The following is a 22843-nucleotide window of genomic DNA, read 5'->3' on the forward strand; positions in this document are numbered from 1 at the left end:
GGCTGTTGCTCCCATGCCCCAGTGGGACACTGAGAGCCCATCTGTCGGAAATGTTGGCGGATCGGCAACCGCAGTGCTCAAGGGTTGCAAATACCCAGAGGAGGCGTGGCAGTTTGCCAACTTCCTTTCCACCGATGCAGACAGCTATGGAAATCTCATTGAAAAGGGTGCCTTGTATCCTGCTGCCAAGGAACTTCTGGATCTTCCCCAGCTGACAAAGGAAGATTCATATTTCTCGAATCAGAAGATTTTTGAGGTATTCAACGTCGAGGCGCTGAAAGTCAACCCTGAATGGACTTGGGGACCTAATATGCCTCTGACCACAACGAAACTTGACGATGAGCTTAACAAGGCATGGTCCGGAAATGGCCAACTCGTCGATGCGCTTGGTGTTGCCGAGCAAGCAACCATCGAGGACATGACTGGCCAAGGCATCAGCGTTACTGATTGATCCGATTCCCGTGGCGACTCGCCCGAGCGCCACGGGATTCATTTTTAACCTTACCTTTCGGAAGGCAGCGGCATGACGAGTGCGGTTACGCGAAACATCTCCTCACCGAGAAAACCAAAATTCAAGAGTCGCTCGGCACGAACGGCAGCATTGCTCTTGGCGCCATTCGTGGTGTTCTTTGTTGCCATGTATCTGGCACCTTTGTGTTTTGCGGTCTATCGCAGCCTATTTGTTCTCAAGCGAGATGGTCTGGGCCTGAGTGCTCCAACCATGGTTTTCGACCCGCTGGCGAATTACCTCAAGGCATCCACTGACCCATTGTTTATCGAATCCTTAGGACGCGTGCTGCTATTTGGCGTCGTCCAGGTTCCTGCGATGTTGGGGTTGGCTACCGGCTTAGCGCTTTTGATTGATACTCGTTCGGCCCGAGCCAAAGGGTTCTTCAGGCTAACGAGCTTTCTCCCGTATGCGATTCCGGGTGTCATCGCCGCGTTAATGTGGTCATTTTTATACTCGAAAAGTTCCAGTCCGATCAATGCCTTGCTGGAGCCACTGGGGGTTGCGCTTCCGTTTCTCAGCGAAGACATGGTGTTGTGGTCCGTAGCCAATATCGTAACTTGGGGCTGGGCTGGCTACAACATGATCATTATTTACTCCGCTTTGCAGTCAATTCCTGAGGAGATTTTGCAAGCAGCGAAGATTGATGGAGCGTCTGCGTGGAAGATCGCGTGGCATATTAAGATCCCGATGGTTCGACCAGCATTGATTCTGACGACAGTATTTTCCATCATCGGAACTGCCCAGCTTTACAACGAGCCCAAAGTGCTTCAAAGCATTTCCGGCGGATCCATCGACTCATCATTCACGCCAATCATGGCTGCTCAAGCCGCAACGGCCGCGCAGAACTACCCGTATGCAGCCGCAACCTCGGTGGTATTGGCAGTCCTGGTGGGTGCCTTATCCATAACATTCTTTAAAATTACGAGTCGAGGATCCGATTCATGAGCGTCCATGTAGATTCGAAAATAAGTACTTCTACCGCGCAGGACCGCAATCAGTCTGAGACGGGCTCGACGATTGCTAAATCCAGACTGGGAAAGCTCGTATCCGTGAAACCGGTTCAATCAAATCGTGAAACTACGTTGTTGAGTCGGCTGATTGTCACCATCGTGTTGGGATGCTTTGCGATTTATTTCCTAGCACCAATATGGTGGTTACTGGTGTCGGCTTCAAAACCGATGGGCGAGCAGTTTGCTGCTCCAGGTTTTTGGTTCAACGGAACGCACCTGGGGAACAACATCGCCGAGTTGTTGGCGGCACGCGACGGAATTTTCCTGCGGTGGATTATGAATTCCGTATTTTATGCCGGGATCGGCGCCCTGGTTGGGACGTTACTGGCATCGATGGCTGGCTATGCCATGGCCAAATACCGCTTTCGTGGACGCGAAGTAGTTTTCAGTGTGGTGCTAGCAGCGGTACTAATTCCCAAGATTCTTTTCACTTTGCCCCTGTACCTCATGTTTTCAGAGCTGGGATTGATCAATAATCCATTGGCTGTCCTGCTGCCCAGTATCGTCAGCCCCTTCGGTGTATACCTTTCGCGAGTCTTCGCCGCGCAGTCCGTACCTGACGAAGTAATTGAAGCAGCGCGTCTTGACGGGGTAAGTGAAGTTGGGATCTTCTTCCGCGTGGGTGTGCGCATGATGACGCCCGCGCTGGTGACCATCTTCTTGTTCAATTTTGTAGAAATCTGGAATAACTATCTGTTGCCTGCAATGGTCATCCATGACTCCTCATTGCAGCCCGTGACAGTGGGTTTGGTGGCTTGGTTTGCTTCCAATGGCAAGGTGCCGATGTCGCTGGTAGTCGTTGGAGCACTGGTTTCCGTGATTCCGTTGCTGTTGCTATTCCTGTTCCTGCAACGCTTCTGGAAAGCAGGCCTGACAGCTGGCGCCATCAAATAAGCGGAATGCCCAAGGCTCGGTATTTTTACATCATTGGTCAGCAAAGCGGCCAGCTCAACGCTCTAGGTTGAGCTGGCCGCCTTGCTGTTCGGAGCTGTCCGGGAAAGTGGAAAAGCCTCCCAGGAAATGGCCTCCAACGCGAACTAACCCGGCGCTAGAGATTTTCGGCCACCAACTTCCGCGCCGTCTCTCTGAGGGCATCGATAACTCGAATAACTGTCGGTCTGTGAAGGTGTTCGGCGCGTACCAGGATGTCGATTTGTCGACCTGATTCCAAGCCTGAAACTGGTCGTAAAGTCACATCCTTGCCCAGCATGGACCGCGAAGTGAAGCGAGGCAAAATTCCCAGGCAATGACTGGCTCGTACCAGTGCGGCTGCCGTGCCGTAGTCGTTGACCCGATGCTCAATTCGAGGAGCCGACCCCGACAACGCGGCGATGGTATCGAGCACATCAGCCGGCGAGAATCCGGGGCGGGAGACCACCCAAGGCTCTTCGATAACTTGAGCTGGCGAGAGACTTTCAAACCGTGCCAGTGGATGATCTTGATGCACGGCAATATCTAGGGGTTCGAAGGCCAATGGGATTATGGAAACTCTGTCGGCAGGCCAGGCCTCGGTATGCGGCATTCGGTGAGCGAGGACCAGATCATATGTAGAAGTTAGGGCCGGAAAATCTTGTTGTGAAACGTCTTCATCAAAGAAACGCAAGGGCGGCAGGTCATCATCACCGGAATTCAGTAACGGCGCGAAGATCGTTTGGCCAATGGAATGAAATCCAGCGATGAGTACCGGTTGGGCAAAGCTGCCTTCATAGTTCCTGATCTTGGAGTCTGCCTCGGCGAGAGTTGAAGCAACCTGGGCGCTGGCTTGTGCCAAGATCCTTCCTTGGCTGGTGAGTACTAGCCGCCGTCCCTCTTTCTGTGTCAGTGGCACAGGGAAATTGCGCTGCAGTTGGGCCAAATGCTGCGAGACCGCCGAGGGCGAGACAAAAAGGGCCTTCGCCACGGCGTTGACGCTGCCCAAATCCGCGAGTTCACGCAGAATCCTCAACTGATGCAATTCCATGAAGTAAATTCTAAATCGTTGGATCAGTAAATCAGTGATCTTCTAAGGTGTTGTACCGTGCTGTCGGGTGCGACACTTGAAGCGACCCCATGTCTGTGTTGCGCGCACCCAGGTGCCCAATCCAAAGGAACCCGCATGAAAGCACTGTACAAGTCCGGCCCGCACGCGGGGCTGGAACTCGTTGATCGCCCAGAACCAGAGACCGGCGCCCACGAGGTCAAGATCCGCGTCATGACCGCCGGAATCTGCGGCACCGACCTGCACATCGAAGCCTACGACGATGCAGCCAAGGCCATGATCAACACCCCGCTGGTTCCGGGCCACGAGTTCTACGGCGAGGTCGTGGAAATCGGCGACTTCGTGCACGGGGTCAAGATCGGCGACCGCGTCTCGGGTGAAGGCCACGTCGTGTGCGGCCTATGCCGCAACTGCCGCGCCGGCCGCAAGCAGATGTGCATCAACGTCGATTCGGTAGGCGTGCAGCGCGACGGCGCATTCGCCGAATACGTGGTGATCCCCGAAAGCAATGTCTACATCCACCGCGATGAGCGCATCACCCCACTGCTCGGCGCCATCTTCGACCCGTTCGGCAATGCCGTGCACACCGCACTGCAGTTCCCGATGGTGGGCGAGGACGTGCTGATCACCGGTGCCGGACCCATCGGCCTGATGGCCGCGGCAGTGGCTCGCCACGTCGGCGCCCGCAACATCGCCATCACCGATGTCTCCGAGCAGCGCCTGGAACTGGCCCAGTCCATGGGCATCGATCTGGCCGTGAATGTCGCGACCACCCGCATCAAGGAAGCGCAGCAGAAGCTGGGCATGGTCGAAGGCTTCGACTACGGCATGGAAATGTCCGGGCACAAGACTGCCCTGCCGGAAATGATCGAGAACATGAACCATGGCGGCAAGATCGCCATGCTCGGCTTGCCCAGCACCTCGATCGACATCAACTGGGGCAAGGTTGTCACCCACATGCTGACCCTGCGCGGCATCTACGGCCGCGAAATGTTCGAGACCTGGTACGCCATGAGCGCCATGCTCACCTCCTCGGAGGTGATGCGCGAGCGCATCGCCTCGGTGGTTACCGACTTCCTGCCGGCCACCGAATGGCAGCAGGGCTTCGAAGCTGCTCGCAGCGGGCACGGCGGCAAGGTCGTGCTCGACTGGACCGTTTTCTCAGGCTAAGAATTTCCCGCATCAACAAGGAGCATTTGCAATGTACACGGATCTCAAAGACCAGCTTGCCGCCGAATTGGACGAGCTGAAGTCCTCCGGCCTGTTCAAGGCAGAACGCCACATCGACTCGGCCCAGTCCGCTTCCATCATGGCCGGCTCGCTGGGCGACGATGCACGGAAGGTGCTGAATTTCTGCGCCAACAACTACCTGGGCCTGGCCGATAACCAGCAGATCATCGACGCGGCCAAGACCGCCATGGATGAGCGCGGCTTCGGCATGGCCTCGGTCCGCTTCATCTGCGGCACCCAGGACCTGCACCTGGACCTGGAAGCCAAGCTCTCTAAATTCCTGGGCACCGAGGACACCATCTTGTTCTCCAGCTGCTTCGATGCCAACGGCGGCGTGTTCGAATCGCTGTTCGGCAAGGAAGACGCCATCATCTCCGATGCGCTGAACCACGCCTCGATCATCGATGGCATCCGCTTGTCCAAGGCCGCGCGCTTCCGCTACGCCAACCAGGACATGGCCGACCTGGAAACCCAGCTGCAGGCTGCCGCGCAGCTCAACGGCGGGGCGGGCGCCCGCCGCACCATCATCGTCACCGATGGCGTCTTCTCCATGGACGGCTACCTTGCTCCCTTGGAGGCCATCTGCGATCTGGCTGACAAGTACAACGCGCTGGTCATGGTCGATGACTCCCACGCTGTGGGCTTCATGGGCGCCACCGGGGCAGGCACTCCGGAGCATGCAGGAGTCTCGGACCGCGTGGACATCTACACCGGCACCTTCGGCAAGGCATTAGGCGGCGCCTCGGGCGGCTACGTGTCCGGCCGCGGCGAGGTTGTCGCGATGCTGCGCCAGAAGGCCCGCCCGTACCTGTTCTCCAACTCGCTGGCTCCATCGATTGTCGCTGCCACGTTGAAGGCGCTGGACCTGGTGGTGGACTCCGGGGACCTGCGCGAGAAGCTCTTCGAGAACGCTGCGCACTTCCGCCGCCGCATGACCGAAGAGGGCTTCGAATTGCTCGACGGCGAGCACGCCATCATTCCGGTGATGTTCGGCGACGCGGTCAAGGCCGCAGAGGTCGCAGGCAAGATGCTCGAGCAGGGCGTCTTCGTCACGGCCTTCAGCTTCCCGGTAGTGCCCAAGGGGGCCGCGCGCATCCGCGTCCAGCTTTCTGCCGCGCATTCGGCTGAGGATATCGAGGCCTGCGTGCAGGCATTCGTCGCCAGCCGCTGACCCAGGGGGATTGCCCGGCGCCGTGTTTCAATAGGGATGACGAGTTGGAATAACCAAAGGCGGTGGGCTCATGGCTACCAGGAACGACGTGGCGCGCTTGGCCGGCGTATCTCCTAGTACCGTGTCCTACGTGATCAGCGGCCGGCGCACCATTTCCGAGGCGACCAAGGCCAGGGTCTTGGCGGCCATGCGGGAGTTGAACTACACCCCGGATGCCTTTGCCCAGGGCCTGGCCGGATCGCGCCGGGGCATCCTTGCCCTGCACTTTCCCACCAGCCTGGACGGCTATTCTTCCACCGAGTTCGAGTACGTCACCGCCGCCATGGAGCGTGCCCGCGCGCTGGGCTACCACATGCTGTTGTGGTCCAACCCGATGACCGATGCCATGGGATTGGAAAGCCTGGTCGGACAGAAGCTGGTGGCCGGGGTGCTCTTGATGGAAGTGTCGATCAATGACCCGCGCTTTGATGTCCTGCGGCGCGCGGGCATTGCCTTTGCCTCCATTGGCCGTCCCGATGACAGCGCGGACCTGTCCTATGTCGATAATGACTTTGCCCAGGCCGGGCGCATCGCGGTGGACTATTTGGCGAGCCTCGGCCACCAATCCATCATGTACATCAACGTATCGGTGGAAGACCAGGAAGCCGGCAACGGCCCGGCCATCCGCACGGCCCGGGCCATCTGCGATGCCGTGCGCGATCGGGGCATGGCGATGCAGGAAGTGCCGGTGGAAAACAACGCCCGCGGCGGCCGCGCGGCGCTGAATGCCTACCTGGAACTGCACCCGCGACCTACTGCGGTGCTGGCGCTCAAGGAGTTCGCCACCGCGGGATTTGTCAACGCCGCTGGCATGGCTGCGTTGCGGATCCCCGATGACCTCTCGGTGATCGCACTGGGGGTCGGGGACCGTTCGGCCGAGATGGTTGCCCCGGCGCTGACCACGGTGGCCCCGCCGGGGGAGGCCATTTCCCATGCCGCGGTGGACGCCCTGGTGCAGCAGATCGAGGGGCGCTCCCAAGCGCCGGTGCAGCAACTGGTCGCGCCGCTGATGGTGGTCCGGGACAGCTCGGGCCCGGCACCGCAATGACCTGCCCGCGCCAATTTCTCCACGGTGTTCTCCCATAACTGTTGACGCGCGTCGATGACCTGCGTCACTATTGAGGGGATCACTCGTGCCAGGCCGCCTCATCCGGCAGGGCATTACCCAACGTGGAGGGCATCATGACTAAAGCAAAACGCGGGCTGAAGTTCGCGCCGGTTATCTCGGTGGCAGCAATCGGCCTGCTCCTGGCCGGTTGCTCGGGCGGAGCAGACCCCAATGACCCCAACGCCTCCGGCGGTGGCGAAGCGCAAGTGGGCCAAGCCGACGGAGTCGTCGACATCTACGGTCCGGTCACCGGCATTGAAGCGGAACTGCTGGAAGAATCCTGGGCCAAGTGGTCCGAGGAGAACGGCATCAAGATCCGCTACACCGGCGACAAGAACTTCGAATCCCAAATCGGAATCAAGGTCCAGGGCGGCGACACCCCGGACCTGGCCGTCTTCCCGCAACCGGGCTTGCTGCAGGCCACCGTGGCCCAGGGCAAGGTGCAGCAACTTCCCGAGGCAGTGCAGTCCCAGCTGCAGAGCAACTGGTCCGAAGACTGGCAGAACTACGGCAAGGTCGATGGGGTGCAGTACGGGGTGCCGCTGATGGCCAGCGTGAAAGGCTACATCTGGTACTCGCCCAAGCAGTTCGAGCAGTGGGGCTTGAGCGTCCCGGAAACCTGGGATGAAATGACCACCCTGGGCACCGAAATCTCGAAGCAGACCAATGAACCGGCCTGGTGTGCCGGATTCGCTTCGGGCGAGGCATCGGGATGGCCGGGCACCGACTGGATTGAAGACGCGGTCCTGCGCCAGTCCGGAACCGAAGCCTACGACAAGTGGGTTTCGGGAGATCTGGAATTCACTTCGCCAGAAATCACCAGCGCCTTCGACTCCGTTGGAAAGATCCTGCTGGACCCGGAGCAAGTCAACGCCGGATATGGCGACGTGAAGTCGATCAACGCCACCGCCTTCGGCGATGTTGGCACGGCCGTGGCCAAGGGAACCTGCCCGCTGACCCACCAGGCATCCTTCCTGGAAGGATACGTCCTGGATTCCAAGAACGCCGATGGCGAGAAGGCTACCGTGGCGCCTGACGGGGATGTCTGGGCTTTCGTTGCCCCGCCAGCCAAAGCCGATGACCCCGTATCTGTTGTAGGCGGCGGTGAATTCGTTGCCGCCTTCTCCAATGATGAGGATACCGCCAAGGTCCAGGAATACCTGGCCAGCGCGGATTGGGCCAATAGCCGCGTTGGACTCGGCGGCGTGATCTCGGCGAACTCCGGGCTTGATCCGAAGAACGCCAGCAGCGATCTGCTGCGCTCCGCTGTTGAATTGCTGCAGGATCCGAACACCACCTTCCGCTTCGACGGGTCTGATCTGATGCCCAAGAGCGTCGGCTCCGACTCCTTCTGGAAGGGCCTGGTGGACTGGATCGATGGCAAGCCGACCAAGGAAGTGCTTGAAAATATCCAGTCCGGCTATGACTCCTAATCGCCATCTGGCCCATCGCCAACGGCCGGGAGTCCCGGCCGTTGGCGGGATTGTAGGAGCCTGAGCGCATGTCTGAATTCTTCCAGTGGCTGGCTGGCGTTCCGCCGCTAGCCCAAGTGCCGATCATCCTGGTCGCCTTCGCGGTCCTGATCGCAGCGATCCTCGCCTTTGTCGAGATAGCGACCAAGGGCGGACGGGTTTTCGCCGTCGTGCGCTTTGCCGCCGCGGTCTTGGTCCCGGTGGCGATCCTGCTGGTCCTGGGCCTGTACAACTCCGTGATGTGGGTGGCCGCGCTGGCCGCGGTGCTCGGCGCGGTGCTGTTTTTCCTGGACCGGCGCTCGCGATCCGGCGCCGGCTCGCTGCTGCAGCTCTCCGGTTTCCTGGCTCCGGCCATGCTGCTGCTCGCTATCGGCTTGATCTACCCCACGGTCCGCACCGCGCTCAGCGCCTTCATGGCCAACGACGGATCCGGCTTCGTCGGCCTGGGGAATTTTCGCTGGGTGTTCACCAGCCCCGATGGCCTGACCGCCCTGCTCAATACCCTGGTGTGGGTTCTGGTGGCGCCCGTGGTCTCCACTATTATCGGATTGGCCTACGCGGTATTCATCGACAAGAGCCGTGGCGAGAAGTTCTTCAAGCTGCTGGTGTTCATGCCCATGGCGATTTCCTTCGTTGGCGCATCGATCATCTTCAAGTTCTTCTACGACATCCGCCAGGGCGAGCAAATAGGCGTGCTCAACGCGATCATCACGGCATTCGGGGCCACCCCGGTCGACTGGCTCGGGTTCGAACCGTGGAACACGTTGTTCCTGGTGGTCATCCTGATCTGGACACAGGCGGGATTCGCCATGGTCATCCTGTCCGCGGCCATCAAGGGCGTGCCCGCAGAGCAAATCGAAGCAGCCTCCCTGGACGGGGCCAGCCCATGGCAGCGTTTCGCCAATGTCACTCTGCCGGGGATCCGCTCCACGGTCATCGTCGTATTGACCACCATTTCCATTGCCTCGCTCAAGGTCTTCGACATCGTCTCTTCGATGACCGGCGGACGCTCGGATACAACGGTGCTGGCATTCGAAATGGTGCGCCAGTTCCAGCTCGGGGCACGCACCGGCTACAGCTCGGCCCTGGCCGTCATCCTGTTCATCCTGGTACTGCCGATCATCATCTACAACGTCCGCCAGCATAAGAAGCAAAGGGGAATCCGATGAGCACCGTCAGCGAGTCCTCTCGACGCCTCTTGGCAGCTACCGAGAAAACCAGCGGGAAACTGCGCAAAGCCACCACCTCCCGCGCAGCCACCATTGCGGCGTTCATCATTGCCGCGGTGTGGACCATCCCCACCTTCGGCCTGTTTGTCTCCTCCTTCAGGCAGGCTGATGACATCAAGACCTCGGGGTGGTGGACGGCCCTGTCCAACCCTTCATTCACGCTCGATAACTATGCGCAGGCCTTTGCCTCCGGCGACAGCCTTCCGCTGTCCAAGGCGTTCCTGAATTCGCTGGTCATCACCATTCCAGCGGCAATTGTGCCGATCCTTGTCGCCAGCTTGGCTGCCTACGCTTTCGCGTGGATCAACTTCAAGGGGCGCAATACGCTCTTCGTTCTCATTTTCGCCCTGCAGATCGTTCCGATCCAGATGGCGCTGGTTCCGCTGCTCCAGCTGTTCTCGGACGGAGTGAAGATCGGTGGGCTGTATATCCTGCCGGGCTTGGGAGTCAACGGGCTGGATGGCGCCTACGCCAAGGTCTGGATTGCCCACACGATCTTCGCCTTGCCGTTGGCGATCTTCATGCTGCACAACTTCATTTCGGAAATCCCCGATGAGGTCATCGAGGCTGCGCGTGTTGACGGAGCCGGGCACGGGAAGATCTTCTCGAAGATCGTCCTGCCCCTGTCGATGCCGGCTATTGCGTCCTTCGGAATCTTCCAGTTCCTCTGGGTGTGGAATGACCTCTTGGTGGCGACGGTCTTCACCTCGGGTGGAGGCTTGCCGATCACGAAAGCGCTCCAAGACCTCTCGGGTACCTACGGGCAATCCTGGGAGCTGCTCACCGCAGGCGCTTTCATCTCGATGATCATTCCGCTGGCGGTCTTCTTCGCCCTGCAACGGTTCTTCGTGCGGGGATTGCTGGCAGGTGCCACCAAGGGGTAACCCTGGCCTGAAGTGGGAACAAAAGGGTGCCAGTCTGAAATCCCAGACGGGCACCCTGTTGTTCTGCCCCACAGGCAACAAGCCATGGGTAGGCTCTTGGCTAAAGGATTGGAAATACCACGAAGGCGGAGCGCTCATGGCAACCTTGTTGCTTACCAACATTGGACAGCTGACTACGGTTGACGCGAAGGGCCGCGTGTTGGAAGACGCGGCGGTGCTGATCGAGGACGGACTGGTTGCATGGATCGGCAAAATGGCGCATGCACCTGCTGCAGGACACGAGATCGATTTGGGCGGCCGTGCGGTGCTGCCCGGTTGGGTTGATTCCCACAGCCACTTGATTTTCGGCGGCGACCGCGCCGAGGAGTTCGTAGCCCGCATGGCAGGCCAGTCCTATGCCGCTGGAGGCATCGCGGTCACCACATCGGCCACCGGGCAGCTCTCGGACAAGGCGCTGGCCGACCTCGTGGCTGATCGCCGCCGTGAAGCTCTTGCGATGGGCACCACCTGGATGGAAACCAAGACCGGCTACGGACTGGCACTGGAAGAAGAGACCCGGCATTCGGTGCTGGGCAAGCCGCTGGTCGATTCCCTGACTTTCCTGGGCGCTCACCTGGTACCGGCAGGATGGGATGCCGATGACTACACCGATTTGGTCACCGGACCGATGCTGGATGCCGTGGCGGCCTACGTCGACTTCGTGGATGTCTTCTGCGAACGCGGCGCATTCACCGAAGAACAGTCGCGCCGGGTCCTGGACGCCGCAAGGAACAAGGGACTGGCAACCAAGGTCCACGGAAACCAGCTGGGTCCAGGGCCGGGCGTGAAGCTGGCCGTAGAGTTCGGCAGCCACTCGGTAGACCACGTGAATTACCTGGACGAACAGGACCTTCAGGCGCTCGCCGGAAGCTGGGCTGGCTGGGACACGGCAACAAGAACAGGGACTGCGGGCACCGTCGCCACCTGCTTGCCCGCCTGCGACCTGTCGACACGGCAACCGTTGGCACCGGGCCGTGCACTGCTCGATGCAGGCGTGCGAATCGCACTGGCAAGCAACTGCAATCCGGGTACCAGCTACACGAGCAACATGAACTTCTGCGTGGCTACTGCTGTGCTCCAAATGGACCTGACCCTGGCTGAAGCCATCGAGGCGGCAACCTACGGCGGGGCGCTCGCGCTGGGGGTTGCCGACCAAGTGGGATCCATTGAGATCGGCAAGCGCGCGGATCTGCATGTTCTTGACGCTCCAGTTGCTGCGCATCTGGCGTACCGTCCCGGGATGAACCTGACCCACAGCGTGTATCGGGCCGGCAAAGCGATCTAGATCTTTGCAGGAGCCCATTTAAAATCTGTCTGGATCGCGCGCGCCCAGGGAAGGGGATAGGGACGGCAGGAATCCGGCCGCAAGGATTCTTCGGCCCCGAGCCGTGCTGCGGATTGAAGCAGTCCAAGCCGTAAGCAAAACTAGGACGCTGCATTCTGTCCGACTGCTCGATGGAAGCGATGAGAAGCCTTCAATGCCTGCCCCTGCTGGCCACGCAGGTCAGCTACTCCCAATTCCCGACGATTGTTGGCGGCTTCTGGCGAGATCGAGGCAAGCCTCCGTGCCTTCCCGGACCGGTAGCTTCCTAGCGCTGGGGAATTAGCGTCTTGTGCCCGGAGCCATGGGCAATTCTCCCCGCTTGGCTCAGCACAGTTCTGCTTCGGGATGCCCACTGTCCCAATGTCACTGAGAATAAAAGAGGCTTGCCGGCGGCTCGTGGAAACCGATGAAACGGCAGCTTCCCTTGCGAAGTCAGTTGGCTACGAAACAGCGGTCGCATTTAGGCAGCGATTCCAGGCCTTGAAAAGCTTGCCGACTGTTGAATACCTGGCGGCGTTTCGCAAATAGCCACGAGGCTAGGGGGCAGAATGAATATTCCATCTGGGCTCTGGAATCCTGAACGCTGACCGGTGCGTGCGTACACGCTCACCGACCATTGGGAGCCAGAACGGTAGGGAGCCAAATGGCAATCGGCGAATCGCTGCACGAGCTGCAGCGAGGTTCCTTCGCGGAGTTCGTCCTGGTCTTCCGGTCCGCCGTTGGCATGGCGGGTGGTTCCGACAACGAGTACGCCCGTGACGCTGAGCACCTGATCGGCTAAGTTGAATATGCCTCGCAGTTCATCGCGAGAAATGAAAGCAGGCACATTACCGGTCAACAATATGGCGTCGTACGTCCTTGGCAGGTCATGCTCGTCCAATGAGCCCAGGGCCAGCTGGTTCGCCAATAGCTGCCGGAACCAGCTCCCGTCGAATAGCTCTGCAGCTACATCCAGCACTTGGGGTGTGGGATCTATGCCGTAGCCACGGTGTCCCAAGCGGCGCAAGGCGTTGACGGTGTTGCCTACCCCGCAACCGATATCGAGAATTCGTGAATTGCGGCGGCAGAGCATGTCGGTGAAACGGGCGACTACTTCCAAATCAGTGCCGTCAAGGGTCTGAGCACGCATCTTCGCTGCGTATGAATCGTAGTCGGGGCCCATGTCCACAGTTTTGCATAGGAACGAGAGGTGAGCGACTTGTTTGCGCTAGTAGGCAGAAAATATAGCTCCGGATTAGGCATTCATGATAAACAAGACCTATGGCTAATACTGCTTTCAAGGGAACCCCTGTACAGACTATTGGTGATCTGCCGGCCGTTGGCTCGCAGGCTCCAGCTTTCACTCTCACCGACACCGGCCTTGCAGATGTCACCAGCGAATCGCTGGCTGGCCGTCGCGTTGTCCTGAACATCTTCCCGTCGGTTGATACCGGCGTTTGCGCTGCCAGCGTGCGTCGCTTCAACGAATTGGCTGCCGGCCTGGAGAACACGACCGTGGTGTGCGTTTCTGCTGACTTGCCATTCGCACTGGGACGCTTCTGCGGTGCCGAAGACATCGAGAACGTTACCGCTGCTTCGGTCTTTCGTTCCGACTTCGGTTCGGACTATGGCGTGACCCAGGTTGACGGTCCACTGGCTGGCTTGCTGGCCCGTTCGGTTGTTGTCCTGGATGAAGACGGCCAGGTTGTTTACAACCAGATCGTCCCGGAGATCACCACCGAGCCGGACTACGATGCAGCCATCTCAGCACTGAACTAAATATTCCTCGCATCGGAGACGATACGCCGAAATGCCCACCTGAGCATCGTGCTCGGGTGGGCATTTTGCTTTTTCAACGCGTTTGAACAAAATAATGTTTCGCTAAATCCTGATAGACGAAGACATCGGGAGGGATCATCATCAAGTGCTAAGTCGCGTTTGAGGCAATTGATACCGTAAGTTCGTGTCCTTGCAACTCTCTTGCGACGAAAGTGAGCGAACTTGAGTAGCCGTTTAGAGAAATCTCTTCGCGGGCGTTTGCGCCTTCATGGGTGCAGGGAACGCTGATTTCTCCTTTGTCCCGTTTCTCATCGCTTTGCCATGCGATGCTGGACGACATGTCTTCGCCCGAGCATTCGAGCGCAACCTCATAATCGCCGCCGCGGAGCGGTATGGCAAGAGAGATCTTTTGGTCCTTCCTATCAATTTCTGTGCTGATGGCAGCCAGATCATGGTCTTGCAGCAGCATCATCGAATCTGTACCTGGTGGAGGGGGACTGCTGGAATCGCTGACGGAGCAACCTGTGAACGCCATTGAAGTTCCAACGAGGGCAATGAGAGCGAATGCGTTTTTCAGGGTCATATTTTTCCTCGCTTAGGAAGCTACAGTTCGATATCGGATTCTGGTTGGTGAGAATGCTGTCGCGACGGGATGAATGGTTAGCGAGGAGCTCACCTCCTTACCGTCTGCGCAGCGGTGAGGATGCGCGGACCAATCTTGCGCATGAGCTTGCCCATTTTCGGGTTGTCGGTGCGCGAGAGCGTATCCGATAGCCGTTCAAGACTCATCAGGCCCAACCAGATTTTGGCCCGGTATGCTTCCTCTGCGCTGGGAGCAATCAAATCCGCCATTTCCAATCCATGCCACAGGCTCAGGTAAGCGGTGTTCAAAGCCGGGTCCCACGCAGCGGCCAGATCCCAATCCAAGATGCCAACCAGTTTCTCGCCGATCCAGTGCATATTGTGGCCGGCCAAGTCGCCATGGACTAAGCCCGCAGGAACCTGCGCCAGGATATCGAGCTGGGCCCAGAGCTCGGTAGCAGGCCCTCGCAGTTCCTCGGGCAGCGCATCGAAGCATTGCTGCTGCCTGGCCTGGGTCCATTCGCCACGGAATGAAAACGGTTTGGCCAGATGCTCGCTGATCGGCTCCAGCGGCAGCTCGGCCAAATCCTTGACCAGCTGTCCCAGCACCTTCGGATCCCCGTAATGCGGTTCATGGGCGCTGCCGGGGATGAAAGACATGGCCACGGAGCTGAGTCCGTCGACGTGCAGGATCTCGGAGACCGCCACCGGAATCTGGTAGTTGAGCTGGCCCTCCAGCAAAGAAAGCAGCTTGACGGAACGGGGCATCTGCTCCGTGGCCGCTGGCGTGCGCGCCATGCGAATCACCGCTTGCGGATTGCCAATGACCACCTTGTGGAATTGTCCGCCTTCGTTCACCGCCGCATCTTCCCAGGAAAGATCGGGGCAGAGCTGACGGGCAATCTGCAGTTCTCCAATGGTGGCAGGACGGCTCACTCGCACTCTTCTCGTTCAGCTTGCTGGTGGTCTCAACCTCAGGCTATCGCAGGTTTGCCACGTGGCTGCTCAGTACGCGCACAGCCAGATCAGCCTATGATCGGAAACGTGAACGCTGAACAAGTTAAGCAGACAGCAACCCGCAAGACCCTCAAATTCGAGATCGTCTTGGTTCTTGCCCTGTCGTTGGGACAAAGCGCGGTCTACTCGCTGCTGAGCTTTGCCGACAAGGTCACCCGAGCACCACTGCGCGAGCAGACTACATCGCTGAACAACCCGCTGAGCACCCGCGAGTTCTTTGATTTCTCCTACCAGCTGCTGGACATCTTCTTTGCCTTGGTACCCGTCGTGCTGGCGCTCTACCTGATGAAGCGCACGACCGGACGAACCATCCGGGACATCGGTTTCGATATGCGCAAGCCGGGCAAGGACGCACTGCTCGGGGCGGGGATGTTCTTGGCCATGGGAGTGGGAACGCTGGGCGTCTATGCCGCTGGACGGGCACTGGGCGTCACCACGGCACTGTCAGCAGCGAATCTTGGCGATTATTGGTGGAGCGTCCCAGTGCTTCTGCTGTCGGCTGCACGTCATGCAATCCTCGAAGAAGTGCTGATGCTCGGATTCCTGTTCACCTACGCCAAGAAATTGAAGCTGGGCCTGTGGAGCACCATTATTGGTTCTGCGATGATCCGAGGCAGCTACCACCTGTACCAGGGGGTGGGGCCGATGATCGGCAATATGCTCATGGGCGTCGTCTTCGGCTGGGTATACCAGAAGTACGGGCGGGTGATGCCGCTGGTCATCGCGCATTTCCTGCTCGATGCCATCGGCTTCGTGGGATACGCCTTGGTCGGGCCGGCCATCGGAATCGGCCAGTAGCGCCGGTAAGCTGAGCCAATGCAGATTACCGTGCTGCGCGAGGAGGACCTTCGCCAAGCAGTTGAATTGTGGGAAGCAACTGGGCTGACTCGTCCGTGGAATGATGCGCTCGCCGACGCCCGACGGGCTTTGGCCGAGCCTACTTCCACGGTGCTGTCCATCGTTGAGAACGATCAACTCATGGCTACTGCGATGGTTGGCCATGATGGCCACCGAGGTTGGCTCTACTATGTTGCGGTGGATCCGTGCCGGCAGGGCAACGGCCTGGGAAGGGCGCTGGTGGATGCTGCTGTCCTGTGGCTGCGGGATCGCGGCGTGCCCAAGGTGCAGCTCATGGTCCGCGGGGAGAACTCTGCCGTCATCGATTTCTATGAACGACTGGGCTTCGAAGATCAGCACGTCGTGGTCCTGGGGAAGCGGCTGGACCGGCCTTAAGGAAAAGAAAGTAGGTGGGGACGCCATTGTCCCCGCCTACTTGCGATCTCTGCGGAACTGTTTACAGCACCACGGTTCCGGACTCGGTCTCAAAGGTAACCGACATGATGCCCGGAGTGCCATTCGGCGCTTCATATTGCATGGTGACAGCGCCCAAATTGACGTTCTGCGGCTGGCCCAGCCAATCCAGCACCCGTTCACGCGAGCCGGCGATGGAGATCTGGCTGATGGCGCCGGCAGGTTCCAGCGCCTTGGACGGATGCAGCTCCTCGGATCCTTCATCCCAGGAAATCAGGTACGGGCACTGCGGATCGGCGATCAGGCCCTTGATGCCAATCTGCTGCCAGGTCAGTTCGCGGCCATCAGGGAACTTCCGGTTGCCCGGCACCGACTTGCGGCCCAAGCGGTCCTCGGCACTGGATAGATCCTCCACCGAGACGCACCAGCCCATCCAGCCGCCGCCGAGCTCCGAACGGGCGCGAACCGCCTGTCCGAAGGGTGCCTTGTCGCTGGCCGGGTGGTTCAGGACTTCAACCACCTCCAGGTACTGGCCATGCTTGAGCGGGAAGATGACATTGCGTGTTCCGAATCGTGGATGCACGCCGCCCTTGACGAATTCCAGTCCAAGGGACTCGGAGATTCTTTCAGCGGTTGGCAACAGCCCGTCCGGGCCGCATGCATAACTTACGTGATCTAGCCTCATCATGTGCCCATCATGACAACATGTGATGCGAGTCTCTACTTAGGCACACCTAAGTTCCGTGATGCTATCGAATACTCTGCGATGAACCTGCAATATTCGCGAAATATGACCGATTGAGTCCAATCACCAGCCCTTGCGTTGCAAAGATCTTCGGTTTTCGGGCAAACTGGTACCAGGTCATGAGTCCCAGTAACAAGCCCCGGCTTACTGGGCGGCAACCCTCCAACCGCGGTGGGGTGCCCCGGGTGAAGACCTGGCCCTTGAACGCACAAGGCATCAAGGACAAGCGCGGGTTACCCCTGGAAGTCGTCACGATATGGTGCTTCCTGTCGGTGTCTTTTCAGTGGCGTACCCCCATAGTCATGAAACGCTATTTGGAGGAAACCATGAGCAATAACTGGTCATTTGAAACCCGTCAGATCCACTCCGGCCAGACCCCGGATCCGACGACCGGGGCACGGGCTCTCCCGATTTTCCAAACCACCTCTTTCGTCTTCCCCAGCGCCCAGAGCGCTGCTGCACGTTTCGCGCTGCAGGAACTGGAGCCGATCTACACCCGTATCGGCAACCCGACCACCGACGCGGTGGAAACCCGCATCGCTGACCTGGAGGGCGGCGTTGGAGCACTGCTGCTCTCCTCGGGACAGGCTGCCACCACTTTCGCCATCTTGAATTTGGCCGAAGCCGGCGACCACCTGGTGGCCAGCCCCAGCCTGTACGGCGGAACCCAGAACCTGCTCAAGCACACGCTCAAGCGCCTGGGCATCGAGGTCACCTTCGTTTCCGACCCGGACAACCTGGATGATTGGCGCGCCGCGGTGCGTCCGAACACCAAGGCCTTCTTCGGGGAAACCATCTCCAATCCGCGACAGGACGTCCTGGACATCGAGGGCATCTCGGCGATCGCCCACGAAGCTGGCGTGCCGCTGCTGGTGGACAACACCCTGGCCACCCCGTACTTGATCCGCCCGATCGAGTGGGGCGCGGATATCGTGATCCATTCAGCCACCAAGTTCCTCGGCGGACACGGCAGTGCCATTGCCGGTGTCATCGTGGACTCGGGCAACTTCGACTTCGCCAAGGACGCCGACCGCTTCCCGGGCTTCAACACCCCGGACGAGTCCTACAACGGCCTGGTCTTCGCCCGCGACCTGGGTGTCAACGGCATCCTGGGCGCCAATCTGGCCTACATCCTCAAGGCCCGCGTGCAGTTGCTGCGCGATTTGGGTTCCTCGGTTGCGCCGTTCAACGCGTTCTTGATCGCGCAGGGCCTGGAAACCTTGTCGCTGCGCATTGAGCGCCACGGCCAGAATGCCGTAGAAGTTGCCAATTGGCTCGAATCCCGCGAGGAAGTGCAGAAGGTCGCCTACGCAGGCCTGAAGTCCTCGCCTTGGCATGAGCGTGCGCAGAAGTACAGCGATCAGGGCGCCGGCTCGATCATCGCGTTCGAACTGGAGGGCGGTTCGGAAGCCGGCCAGGCCTTCGTGGACGCACTGGTATTGCACTCCAATGTCGCGAACATCGGCGACGTGCGCTCATTGGTCATCCACCCGGCCTCCACCACCCATGCCCAGCTCTCCGAAGCTGAGCAGGTTGCGGCCGGCGTGAGCCCGGGACTGGTGCGGCTGAGCGTCGGACTGGAGAATATCAAGGATATTCTGGCCGATCTGGAACTGGGCTTCCAAGCTGTTGCAGCCCTCGAGAACAAGGAACTGCAGGAAACCCTCTAGGCATGGCATCCATTGTGACTACTGAAGATACTCTGCGCGCCGAAGAGCTCGCTGGCGGGCAAGACGGCATTTTGCGCCGTAAGTCCGTGGGGGAGCACCACTTCGAATTCGGTGGATTCCTTCCGGACGTGGTGCTGGCCTATGAAACGTGGGGGACGCTAGCAGCTGATGGCTCCAACGCGGTGCTCGTGATGCATGCGCTCACCGGTGACGCCCACGTTGCGCAAGGCGATTCGCAAAGCGCCGGCTGGTGGGAAGAGCTCGTAGGCCCCGGCGCCACGGTTGACACCAATGAGTACTTTGTCGTGTCCATCAACATGGTGGGTGGTTGCAATGGTTCCACCGGCCCCTCGTCCTTGGGCGACCAGGGCCTGCCCTACGGTTCGAGCTTTCCCTTCGTCACCATCAAGGACTCGGTGCGCCTTGAAGCTCGGCTGGCCAAGCAACTGGGAATTGATTCCTGGCATGCGGTCATTGGCGGTTCGATGGGCGGTGCGCGCGCGTTGGAATACGCCGTCGAGTTCCCCGACCAGGTCAAGAATCTCGTAGTGATGGCCTCGAGCGCGCAGGCGACTGCCGAGCAAATTGCCTTTGCACAGGTGCAAACCCAATCCATCCGGTTGGATCCGCACTTCTGCAATGGCGACTACTACGGCAACGATGCCCGCCCGGACGCCGGTCTTGGCTTGGCTCGCCGCCTGGCCCACATCACCTATCGTTCCGAGGCCGAGCTTGAAACCCGTTTCTCGCGCAACCCGCAGGATGGCGAGAAGCCAACGGGTCTGCTCGAGGGGCCTCGCGGGCGGTACCAGGTGGAAAGCTATCTTGACCATCAGGCCAGCAAGCTGGTGAATCGTTTCGACGCCAACAGCTACCTGGTGCTCACCGAGGCGCTGATGAGCCATGATGTGGCTCGCGGCCATGAATCCCTGGAAGCCGCCTTGGCGCGACTGGCGAAGGTCAACGTGGTGGTTGCCGCGGTAACCACTGACCGGTTGTACTTTCCTGAGCAGTCAGTGAAGCTGGCTTCGTCGCTGGCCAAGCCAAAACCGGTGCACTACATTGATTCGCCGATTGGCCACGATGGATTCCTGACCGATGCCACGCAGCTCGATGGCGTGCTTCGGACCTTGGTGTTCGGAGACTGAACCCCGGAAGGGGCTCGGGAAGATTTCAAAGCCTGAAGCAGTTCCGCCAGTAATCGGTGGAACTGCTTCAGGCTTTTCATGCCTACTTGGCGCTGTCGCCGGCGCCGAGCGAGTCGTTTGGCTTGGTCCGCGCAAACGGCGTGGCCGAGGGCCGTTTCGGGGTGATGCCGTCGCCGGAGGACTGGTGGCGCAGGCGGCGCAATACCCAGGGAGCAAGATGCTCACGCGCCCACTGCAGATCCTCCTTGCGGGCTTCCCTCCAGCTGCGTTCATCCACGGCCGGAACGATTTCGGTGTCCAGCGGATGCGCGACGTTCAGCGAGTCCAGTGCCATGGCGGCAATGCGCTGGTGCCCGGCGGGGGAGAAGTGCAGGCGATCCGGTGCCCACATCTGGGATTGGTGCAACTCCTGCAAGGCCCACATGTCCGCCACGATGGCGTCGTGGCGGGCGGCTACGGTGCGCACGTTTTCGTTGTAGATCGCCACCTTGCCTCGGATGCTTCCCAAAACCGGGGTATCGCGAATATCGGGCCCGGTGAAGAGCAAGAGCGTGGCGCCCGTATCGGTGAGCTTGGCTACCGCATTGTCGAGGATATCTGCAATCTTGTCTGGATCCCCGCCCGGGCGCAGGACGTCGTTGCCGCCTGCGCAGAGCGAGATCAGATCGGGCTTCAGGTCAATGCAGGGATCGAGCTGTTCGGCAACGATCTGGCCAATCAGCCGGCCTCGAATGGCGAGATTGGCATACGAGAAGTCCGGGACGGTGCGGCTGAGCTCATGGGCCAAGCGGTCGGCCCAGCCAAGGTGGCGGCCGGTGCTCGACGGGTCGGGGTCGCCGATGCCCTCGGTGAACGAGTCCCCAATGGCGACATAGCGGCGCCACGGATGCAGTGGGGCATTGGCGGATGTTGATGGTTCAGAAGCAGAATCGTTTGGCACGAATCTATTGTTACCAAAGGGTAACTTATAGTCAATCATTCCCGAGGATGATTCCATGAGCCGCCGTGCTAGTCACTCAAAGCGTCCCGGCGCGCCTGCAAGTACTCGTCGCGGGTAATGATTCCTCGCGAGTGCAGGGAATCGAGTTCGGCAAGCTTGTCCTCAAGGGATTTTTCCGGCGTCAGCATAGCTGAATTAGCGGCTCTTGCCATCAGTTCGGTTTCCAGGGTCAGCGGATCAAAACCGGCGCTCTTGGCTTTGCGGTAATTGCGCACCGCTACGAAGATGATCAATCCGATAACGGCGATAAAGAGCATGGCGAACAGGGGAGTGCCGACTGAAAATACGGTGTCCACGTTATCGAATAGGGACGAAGCGCTTCCCGGGTCCGGTTCGATGTACCCGAAACTATCGAGATCCTCTTGCAGCTGCCCCGGAATATTTTCGCTGTATTCAATTTCGTCCATGGCGCCTATTCCTAACTCTGTCACTGTCGCTGTCGCCGTCTCGTCCGGCGAGAGCGGCGTTCCGGAGGACCGTGAGGCCGTTGGTCCAGTTGAACACGAAAAGCTTGGAAAGCTAAGCAATTTTTACAAGATTTATAATCTTGTAACATGTCAACTGGATTTCCAGGCCTTGGAAGACCAAGGTTCCAGGACAGTGCCGGCCAACGCCTTCAGCAGATTCGACGGCGATTATGGGGAAGTTCTGCTGTACCCGGGCGCTGCCATCGCCGGTGGACGGGGACTTGATGGAATCGGGCCGCGGAAGCGCTGAGCTAGCGAGGTCCTGTTCGATAGTCTTGGGGAACTATGACTATCCCGGACCAGGCTCCAGTGGCCATCATCTCCCGTAACGACGAATCCCGCCTTGGAACTCCGCTGCTGGTGTTCCTGCACGGCTATGGCTCGAATGAACAAGACCTCATGGGGCTCTCGCAGCATCTGCCCGAAGAGTTCACTTACCTCTCGGTGCGCGCACCGCTGCAAGCAGGCCCGGGGTACAGCTGGTTCCCGCTGACCCAGGAAATCGACTACTCCATCGAGTCGGTGGCACGCAGCGTCGAAGCGCTATGGGCATTGCTGGAACCGCTGGTAAAGCAGCACTCCTCGATCACCCTGCTCGGTTTCTCCCAGGGCATGGCCATGGCCACTTCATTGGCACGCTACCAGCCCGATTCCATTGAAGCCGTCGTCGGGCTCTCGGGCTTCGCCGTGGATCCCGGGCCCCTGGAAATATTCGACGACGCGAAGCTGGCAGAAAAGCCGCTGCCGCTGTTCTGGGGCCGCGACCTGGCTGACCCGGTAATCACCCGGGACAAGATCGAATACACCCTGGGATGGGTCCTGGGGCACACCGAATTGGCCAGCGAAACCTACCGGCAGATTGGCCACTCGGTGTGCATGGAAGAACTGCAGGATGTGGCCGAGTTCCTCAACAGGGTCGTCCTGGGGAAAAGCTGACTACTGCTGCGCGGTGACCTTCACGCATTCACCATTCACGCACACCACGTCGCCGGGGCGGATCTGCGCCCCGCGACGGGTGTCCACCTCTCCATTGACGGTGACGATTCCGTCGGAAATCATTTCCTTGGCGTGGATGCCATCCTCGGCCAGGGAGGCAAGCTTGAGCAACTGGCCCAAGCGGATGGACTCGTCGCGGATTTCTAGGTCAAAAGCTTCATTGGCACTCATGGCTTCCATTCTTCCCTAAATAAGTGCGCTGCATCGTAAGAAT

At 59.6% G+C, this 22843-nt stretch carries 24 protein-coding genes, 1 pseudogene and 1 riboswitch; of the genes and pseudogenes, 17 read left to right on the forward strand and 8 right to left on the reverse strand.

Going from position 1 to position 22843, the window contains the following annotated elements:
• Positions 1-13: 13 nt before the first annotated feature.
• From ACIOTN_RS13895 to ACIOTN_RS13910, 4 genes and pseudogenes are all read left to right on the forward strand, one after another.
• Positions 14-79, forward strand: a pseudogene (locus tag ACIOTN_RS13895) (hypothetical protein); the annotation flags it as partial.
• A 93-nt stretch (positions 80-172) separates the two neighbouring features.
• Positions 173-451 carry a hypothetical protein gene (locus ACIOTN_RS13900; protein ID WP_402696668.1) on the forward strand — a complete coding sequence of 93 codons (279 nt, stop codon included), beginning with the start codon at positions 173-175 and terminating at the stop codon, positions 449-451.
• A 72-nt stretch (positions 452-523) separates the two neighbouring features.
• The gene (locus ACIOTN_RS13905; protein WP_402735530.1) at positions 524-1456 is read left to right on the forward strand and encodes a carbohydrate ABC transporter permease; all 933 of its coding nucleotides are present in this window, start codon (positions 524-526) and stop codon (positions 1454-1456) included.
• Positions 1453-2415 carry a carbohydrate ABC transporter permease gene (locus tag ACIOTN_RS13910; protein ID WP_402735531.1) on the forward strand — a complete coding sequence of 321 codons (963 nt, stop codon included), beginning with the start codon at positions 1453-1455 and terminating at the stop codon, positions 2413-2415. Before ACIOTN_RS13905 ends, ACIOTN_RS13910 begins: the two co-directional genes overlap by 4 nt.
• A gap of 154 nt (positions 2416-2569) precedes the next feature.
• Here the strand turns inward: ACIOTN_RS13910 and ACIOTN_RS13915 are convergent, their stop codons facing one another.
• Positions 2570-3481, reverse strand: a complete 912-nt coding sequence (locus ACIOTN_RS13915) for a LysR family transcriptional regulator (RefSeq protein ID WP_402696416.1) — start codon at positions 3479-3481, stop codon at positions 2570-2572.
• A gap of 135 nt (positions 3482-3616) precedes the next feature.
• Between ACIOTN_RS13915 and tdh the strand changes: the two genes are divergently transcribed.
• The 7 genes from tdh to hutI all read left to right on the forward strand — a co-directional run bounded on the left by tdh (position 3617) and on the right by hutI (position 11956).
• Positions 3617-4669, forward strand: coding sequence for an L-threonine 3-dehydrogenase (gene tdh, locus ACIOTN_RS13920; RefSeq protein ID WP_105657175.1), 1053 nt, complete (start codon positions 3617-3619; stop codon positions 4667-4669).
• A 31-nt stretch (positions 4670-4700) separates the two neighbouring features.
• Positions 4701-5900 (forward strand): glycine C-acetyltransferase, encoded by a 1200-nt coding sequence (locus ACIOTN_RS13925; protein WP_402735532.1) that lies wholly within the window; start codon positions 4701-4703, stop codon positions 5898-5900.
• 70 nt (positions 5901-5970) lie between these two features.
• Entirely contained in the window at positions 5971-6987 is a 1017-nt protein-coding gene (locus tag ACIOTN_RS13930) for a LacI family DNA-binding transcriptional regulator (RefSeq protein ID WP_388024054.1), read from the forward strand.
• Between the two features lie 134 nt (positions 6988-7121).
• Positions 7122-8480 carry an ABC transporter substrate-binding protein gene (locus ACIOTN_RS13935; protein ID WP_105661765.1) on the forward strand — a complete coding sequence of 453 codons (1359 nt, stop codon included), beginning with the start codon at positions 7122-7124 and terminating at the stop codon, positions 8478-8480.
• A 68-nt stretch (positions 8481-8548) separates the two neighbouring features.
• Positions 8549-9688, forward strand: a complete 1140-nt coding sequence (locus ACIOTN_RS13940) for a carbohydrate ABC transporter permease (protein WP_402696413.1) — start codon at positions 8549-8551, stop codon at positions 9686-9688.
• Positions 9685-10632, forward strand: a complete 948-nt coding sequence (locus ACIOTN_RS13945; protein WP_332498752.1) for a carbohydrate ABC transporter permease — start codon at positions 9685-9687, stop codon at positions 10630-10632. The genes ACIOTN_RS13940 and ACIOTN_RS13945 overlap by 4 nt, the downstream gene beginning before the upstream one ends.
• A 136-nt stretch (positions 10633-10768) precedes the next feature.
• Complete coding sequence (gene hutI / locus ACIOTN_RS13950) at positions 10769-11956, forward strand: imidazolonepropionase (RefSeq protein WP_402696411.1); 1188 nt, start codon at positions 10769-10771, stop codon at positions 11954-11956.
• Between the two features lie 499 nt (positions 11957-12455).
• On the opposite strand, the gene ACIOTN_RS13955 is transcribed toward hutI, so the two are convergent.
• Complete coding sequence (locus ACIOTN_RS13955) at positions 12456-13124, reverse strand: class I SAM-dependent methyltransferase (protein WP_402735533.1); 669 nt, start codon at positions 13122-13124, stop codon at positions 12456-12458.
• 131 nt (positions 13125-13255) lie between these two features.
• Between ACIOTN_RS13955 and tpx the strand changes: the two genes are divergently transcribed.
• Entirely contained in the window at positions 13256-13753 is a 498-nt protein-coding gene (gene tpx, locus ACIOTN_RS13960) for a thiol peroxidase (RefSeq protein ID WP_105657183.1), read from the forward strand.
• A 148-nt stretch (positions 13754-13901) separates the two neighbouring features.
• Here tpx and ACIOTN_RS13965 read toward each other — a convergent pair whose 3' ends face one another.
• Together ACIOTN_RS13965 and ACIOTN_RS13970 are read right to left on the reverse strand one after the other, a co-directional pair.
• On the reverse strand, positions 13902-14336 hold the full coding sequence (locus ACIOTN_RS13965; protein ID WP_332498750.1) for a hypothetical protein: 435 nt from the start codon (positions 14334-14336) through the stop codon (positions 13902-13904).
• A gap of 89 nt (positions 14337-14425) precedes the next feature.
• A complete protein-coding gene (locus tag ACIOTN_RS13970) occupies positions 14426-15271 on the reverse strand; it encodes a phosphotransferase family protein (RefSeq protein ID WP_402696407.1) in 846 nt (281 codons plus the stop codon).
• A gap of 96 nt (positions 15272-15367) precedes the next feature.
• On the opposite strand from ACIOTN_RS13970, the gene ACIOTN_RS13975 reads away from it, so the two are divergent.
• A complete protein-coding gene (locus ACIOTN_RS13975; RefSeq protein ID WP_402696405.1) occupies positions 15368-16150 on the forward strand; it encodes a CPBP family intramembrane glutamic endopeptidase in 783 nt (260 codons plus the stop codon).
• A gap of 18 nt (positions 16151-16168) precedes the next feature.
• Positions 16169-16585, forward strand: coding sequence for a GNAT family acetyltransferase (locus ACIOTN_RS13980; RefSeq protein WP_332502608.1), 417 nt, complete (start codon positions 16169-16171; stop codon positions 16583-16585).
• Between the two features lie 61 nt (positions 16586-16646).
• Here ACIOTN_RS13980 and ACIOTN_RS13985 read toward each other — a convergent pair whose 3' ends face one another.
• Entirely contained in the window at positions 16647-17291 is a 645-nt protein-coding gene (locus ACIOTN_RS13985) for a VOC family protein (protein WP_105657196.1), read from the reverse strand.
• 172 nt (positions 17292-17463) lie between these two features.
• A riboswitch (SAM riboswitch) is annotated at positions 17464-17583 on the forward strand.
• A gap of 91 nt (positions 17584-17674) precedes the next feature.
• On the opposite strand from ACIOTN_RS13985, the gene ACIOTN_RS13990 reads away from it, so the two are divergent.
• Positions 17675-19018, forward strand: coding sequence for a bifunctional o-acetylhomoserine/o-acetylserine sulfhydrylase (locus tag ACIOTN_RS13990; protein ID WP_402735534.1), 1344 nt, complete (start codon positions 17675-17677; stop codon positions 19016-19018).
• Positions 19019-19020: 2 nt separating this feature from the next.
• The gene (locus ACIOTN_RS13995; RefSeq protein WP_332489386.1) at positions 19021-20166 is read left to right on the forward strand and encodes a homoserine O-acetyltransferase; all 1146 of its coding nucleotides are present in this window, start codon (positions 19021-19023) and stop codon (positions 20164-20166) included.
• A gap of 82 nt (positions 20167-20248) precedes the next feature.
• Here the strand turns inward: ACIOTN_RS13995 and ACIOTN_RS14000 are convergent, their stop codons facing one another.
• Both ACIOTN_RS14000 and ACIOTN_RS14005 read right to left on the reverse strand, forming a co-directional pair.
• Positions 20249-21106: an SGNH/GDSL hydrolase family protein gene (locus ACIOTN_RS14000; protein ID WP_402735535.1), complete on the reverse strand. Its 858-nt coding sequence runs from the start codon at positions 21104-21106 to the stop codon at positions 20249-20251.
• A 68-nt stretch (positions 21107-21174) separates the two neighbouring features.
• Complete coding sequence (locus tag ACIOTN_RS14005; RefSeq protein ID WP_402735536.1) at positions 21175-21573, reverse strand: SHOCT domain-containing protein; 399 nt, start codon at positions 21571-21573, stop codon at positions 21175-21177.
• A gap of 345 nt (positions 21574-21918) precedes the next feature.
• Between ACIOTN_RS14005 and ACIOTN_RS14010 the strand changes: the two genes are divergently transcribed.
• Complete coding sequence (locus ACIOTN_RS14010; protein WP_402735537.1) at positions 21919-22569, forward strand: alpha/beta hydrolase; 651 nt, start codon at positions 21919-21921, stop codon at positions 22567-22569.
• Here ACIOTN_RS14010 and ACIOTN_RS14015 read toward each other — a convergent pair whose 3' ends face one another.
• The gene (locus tag ACIOTN_RS14015; protein WP_181148825.1) at positions 22570-22800 is read right to left on the reverse strand and encodes an RNA-binding S4 domain-containing protein; all 231 of its coding nucleotides are present in this window, start codon (positions 22798-22800) and stop codon (positions 22570-22572) included.
• Between the last annotated feature and the right edge of the window lie 43 nt (positions 22801-22843).

The sequence above is a fragment of the Glutamicibacter sp. NPDC087661 genome (assembly GCF_044743275.1).
Lineage (GTDB): Bacteria > Actinomycetota > Actinomycetes > Actinomycetales > Micrococcaceae > Glutamicibacter.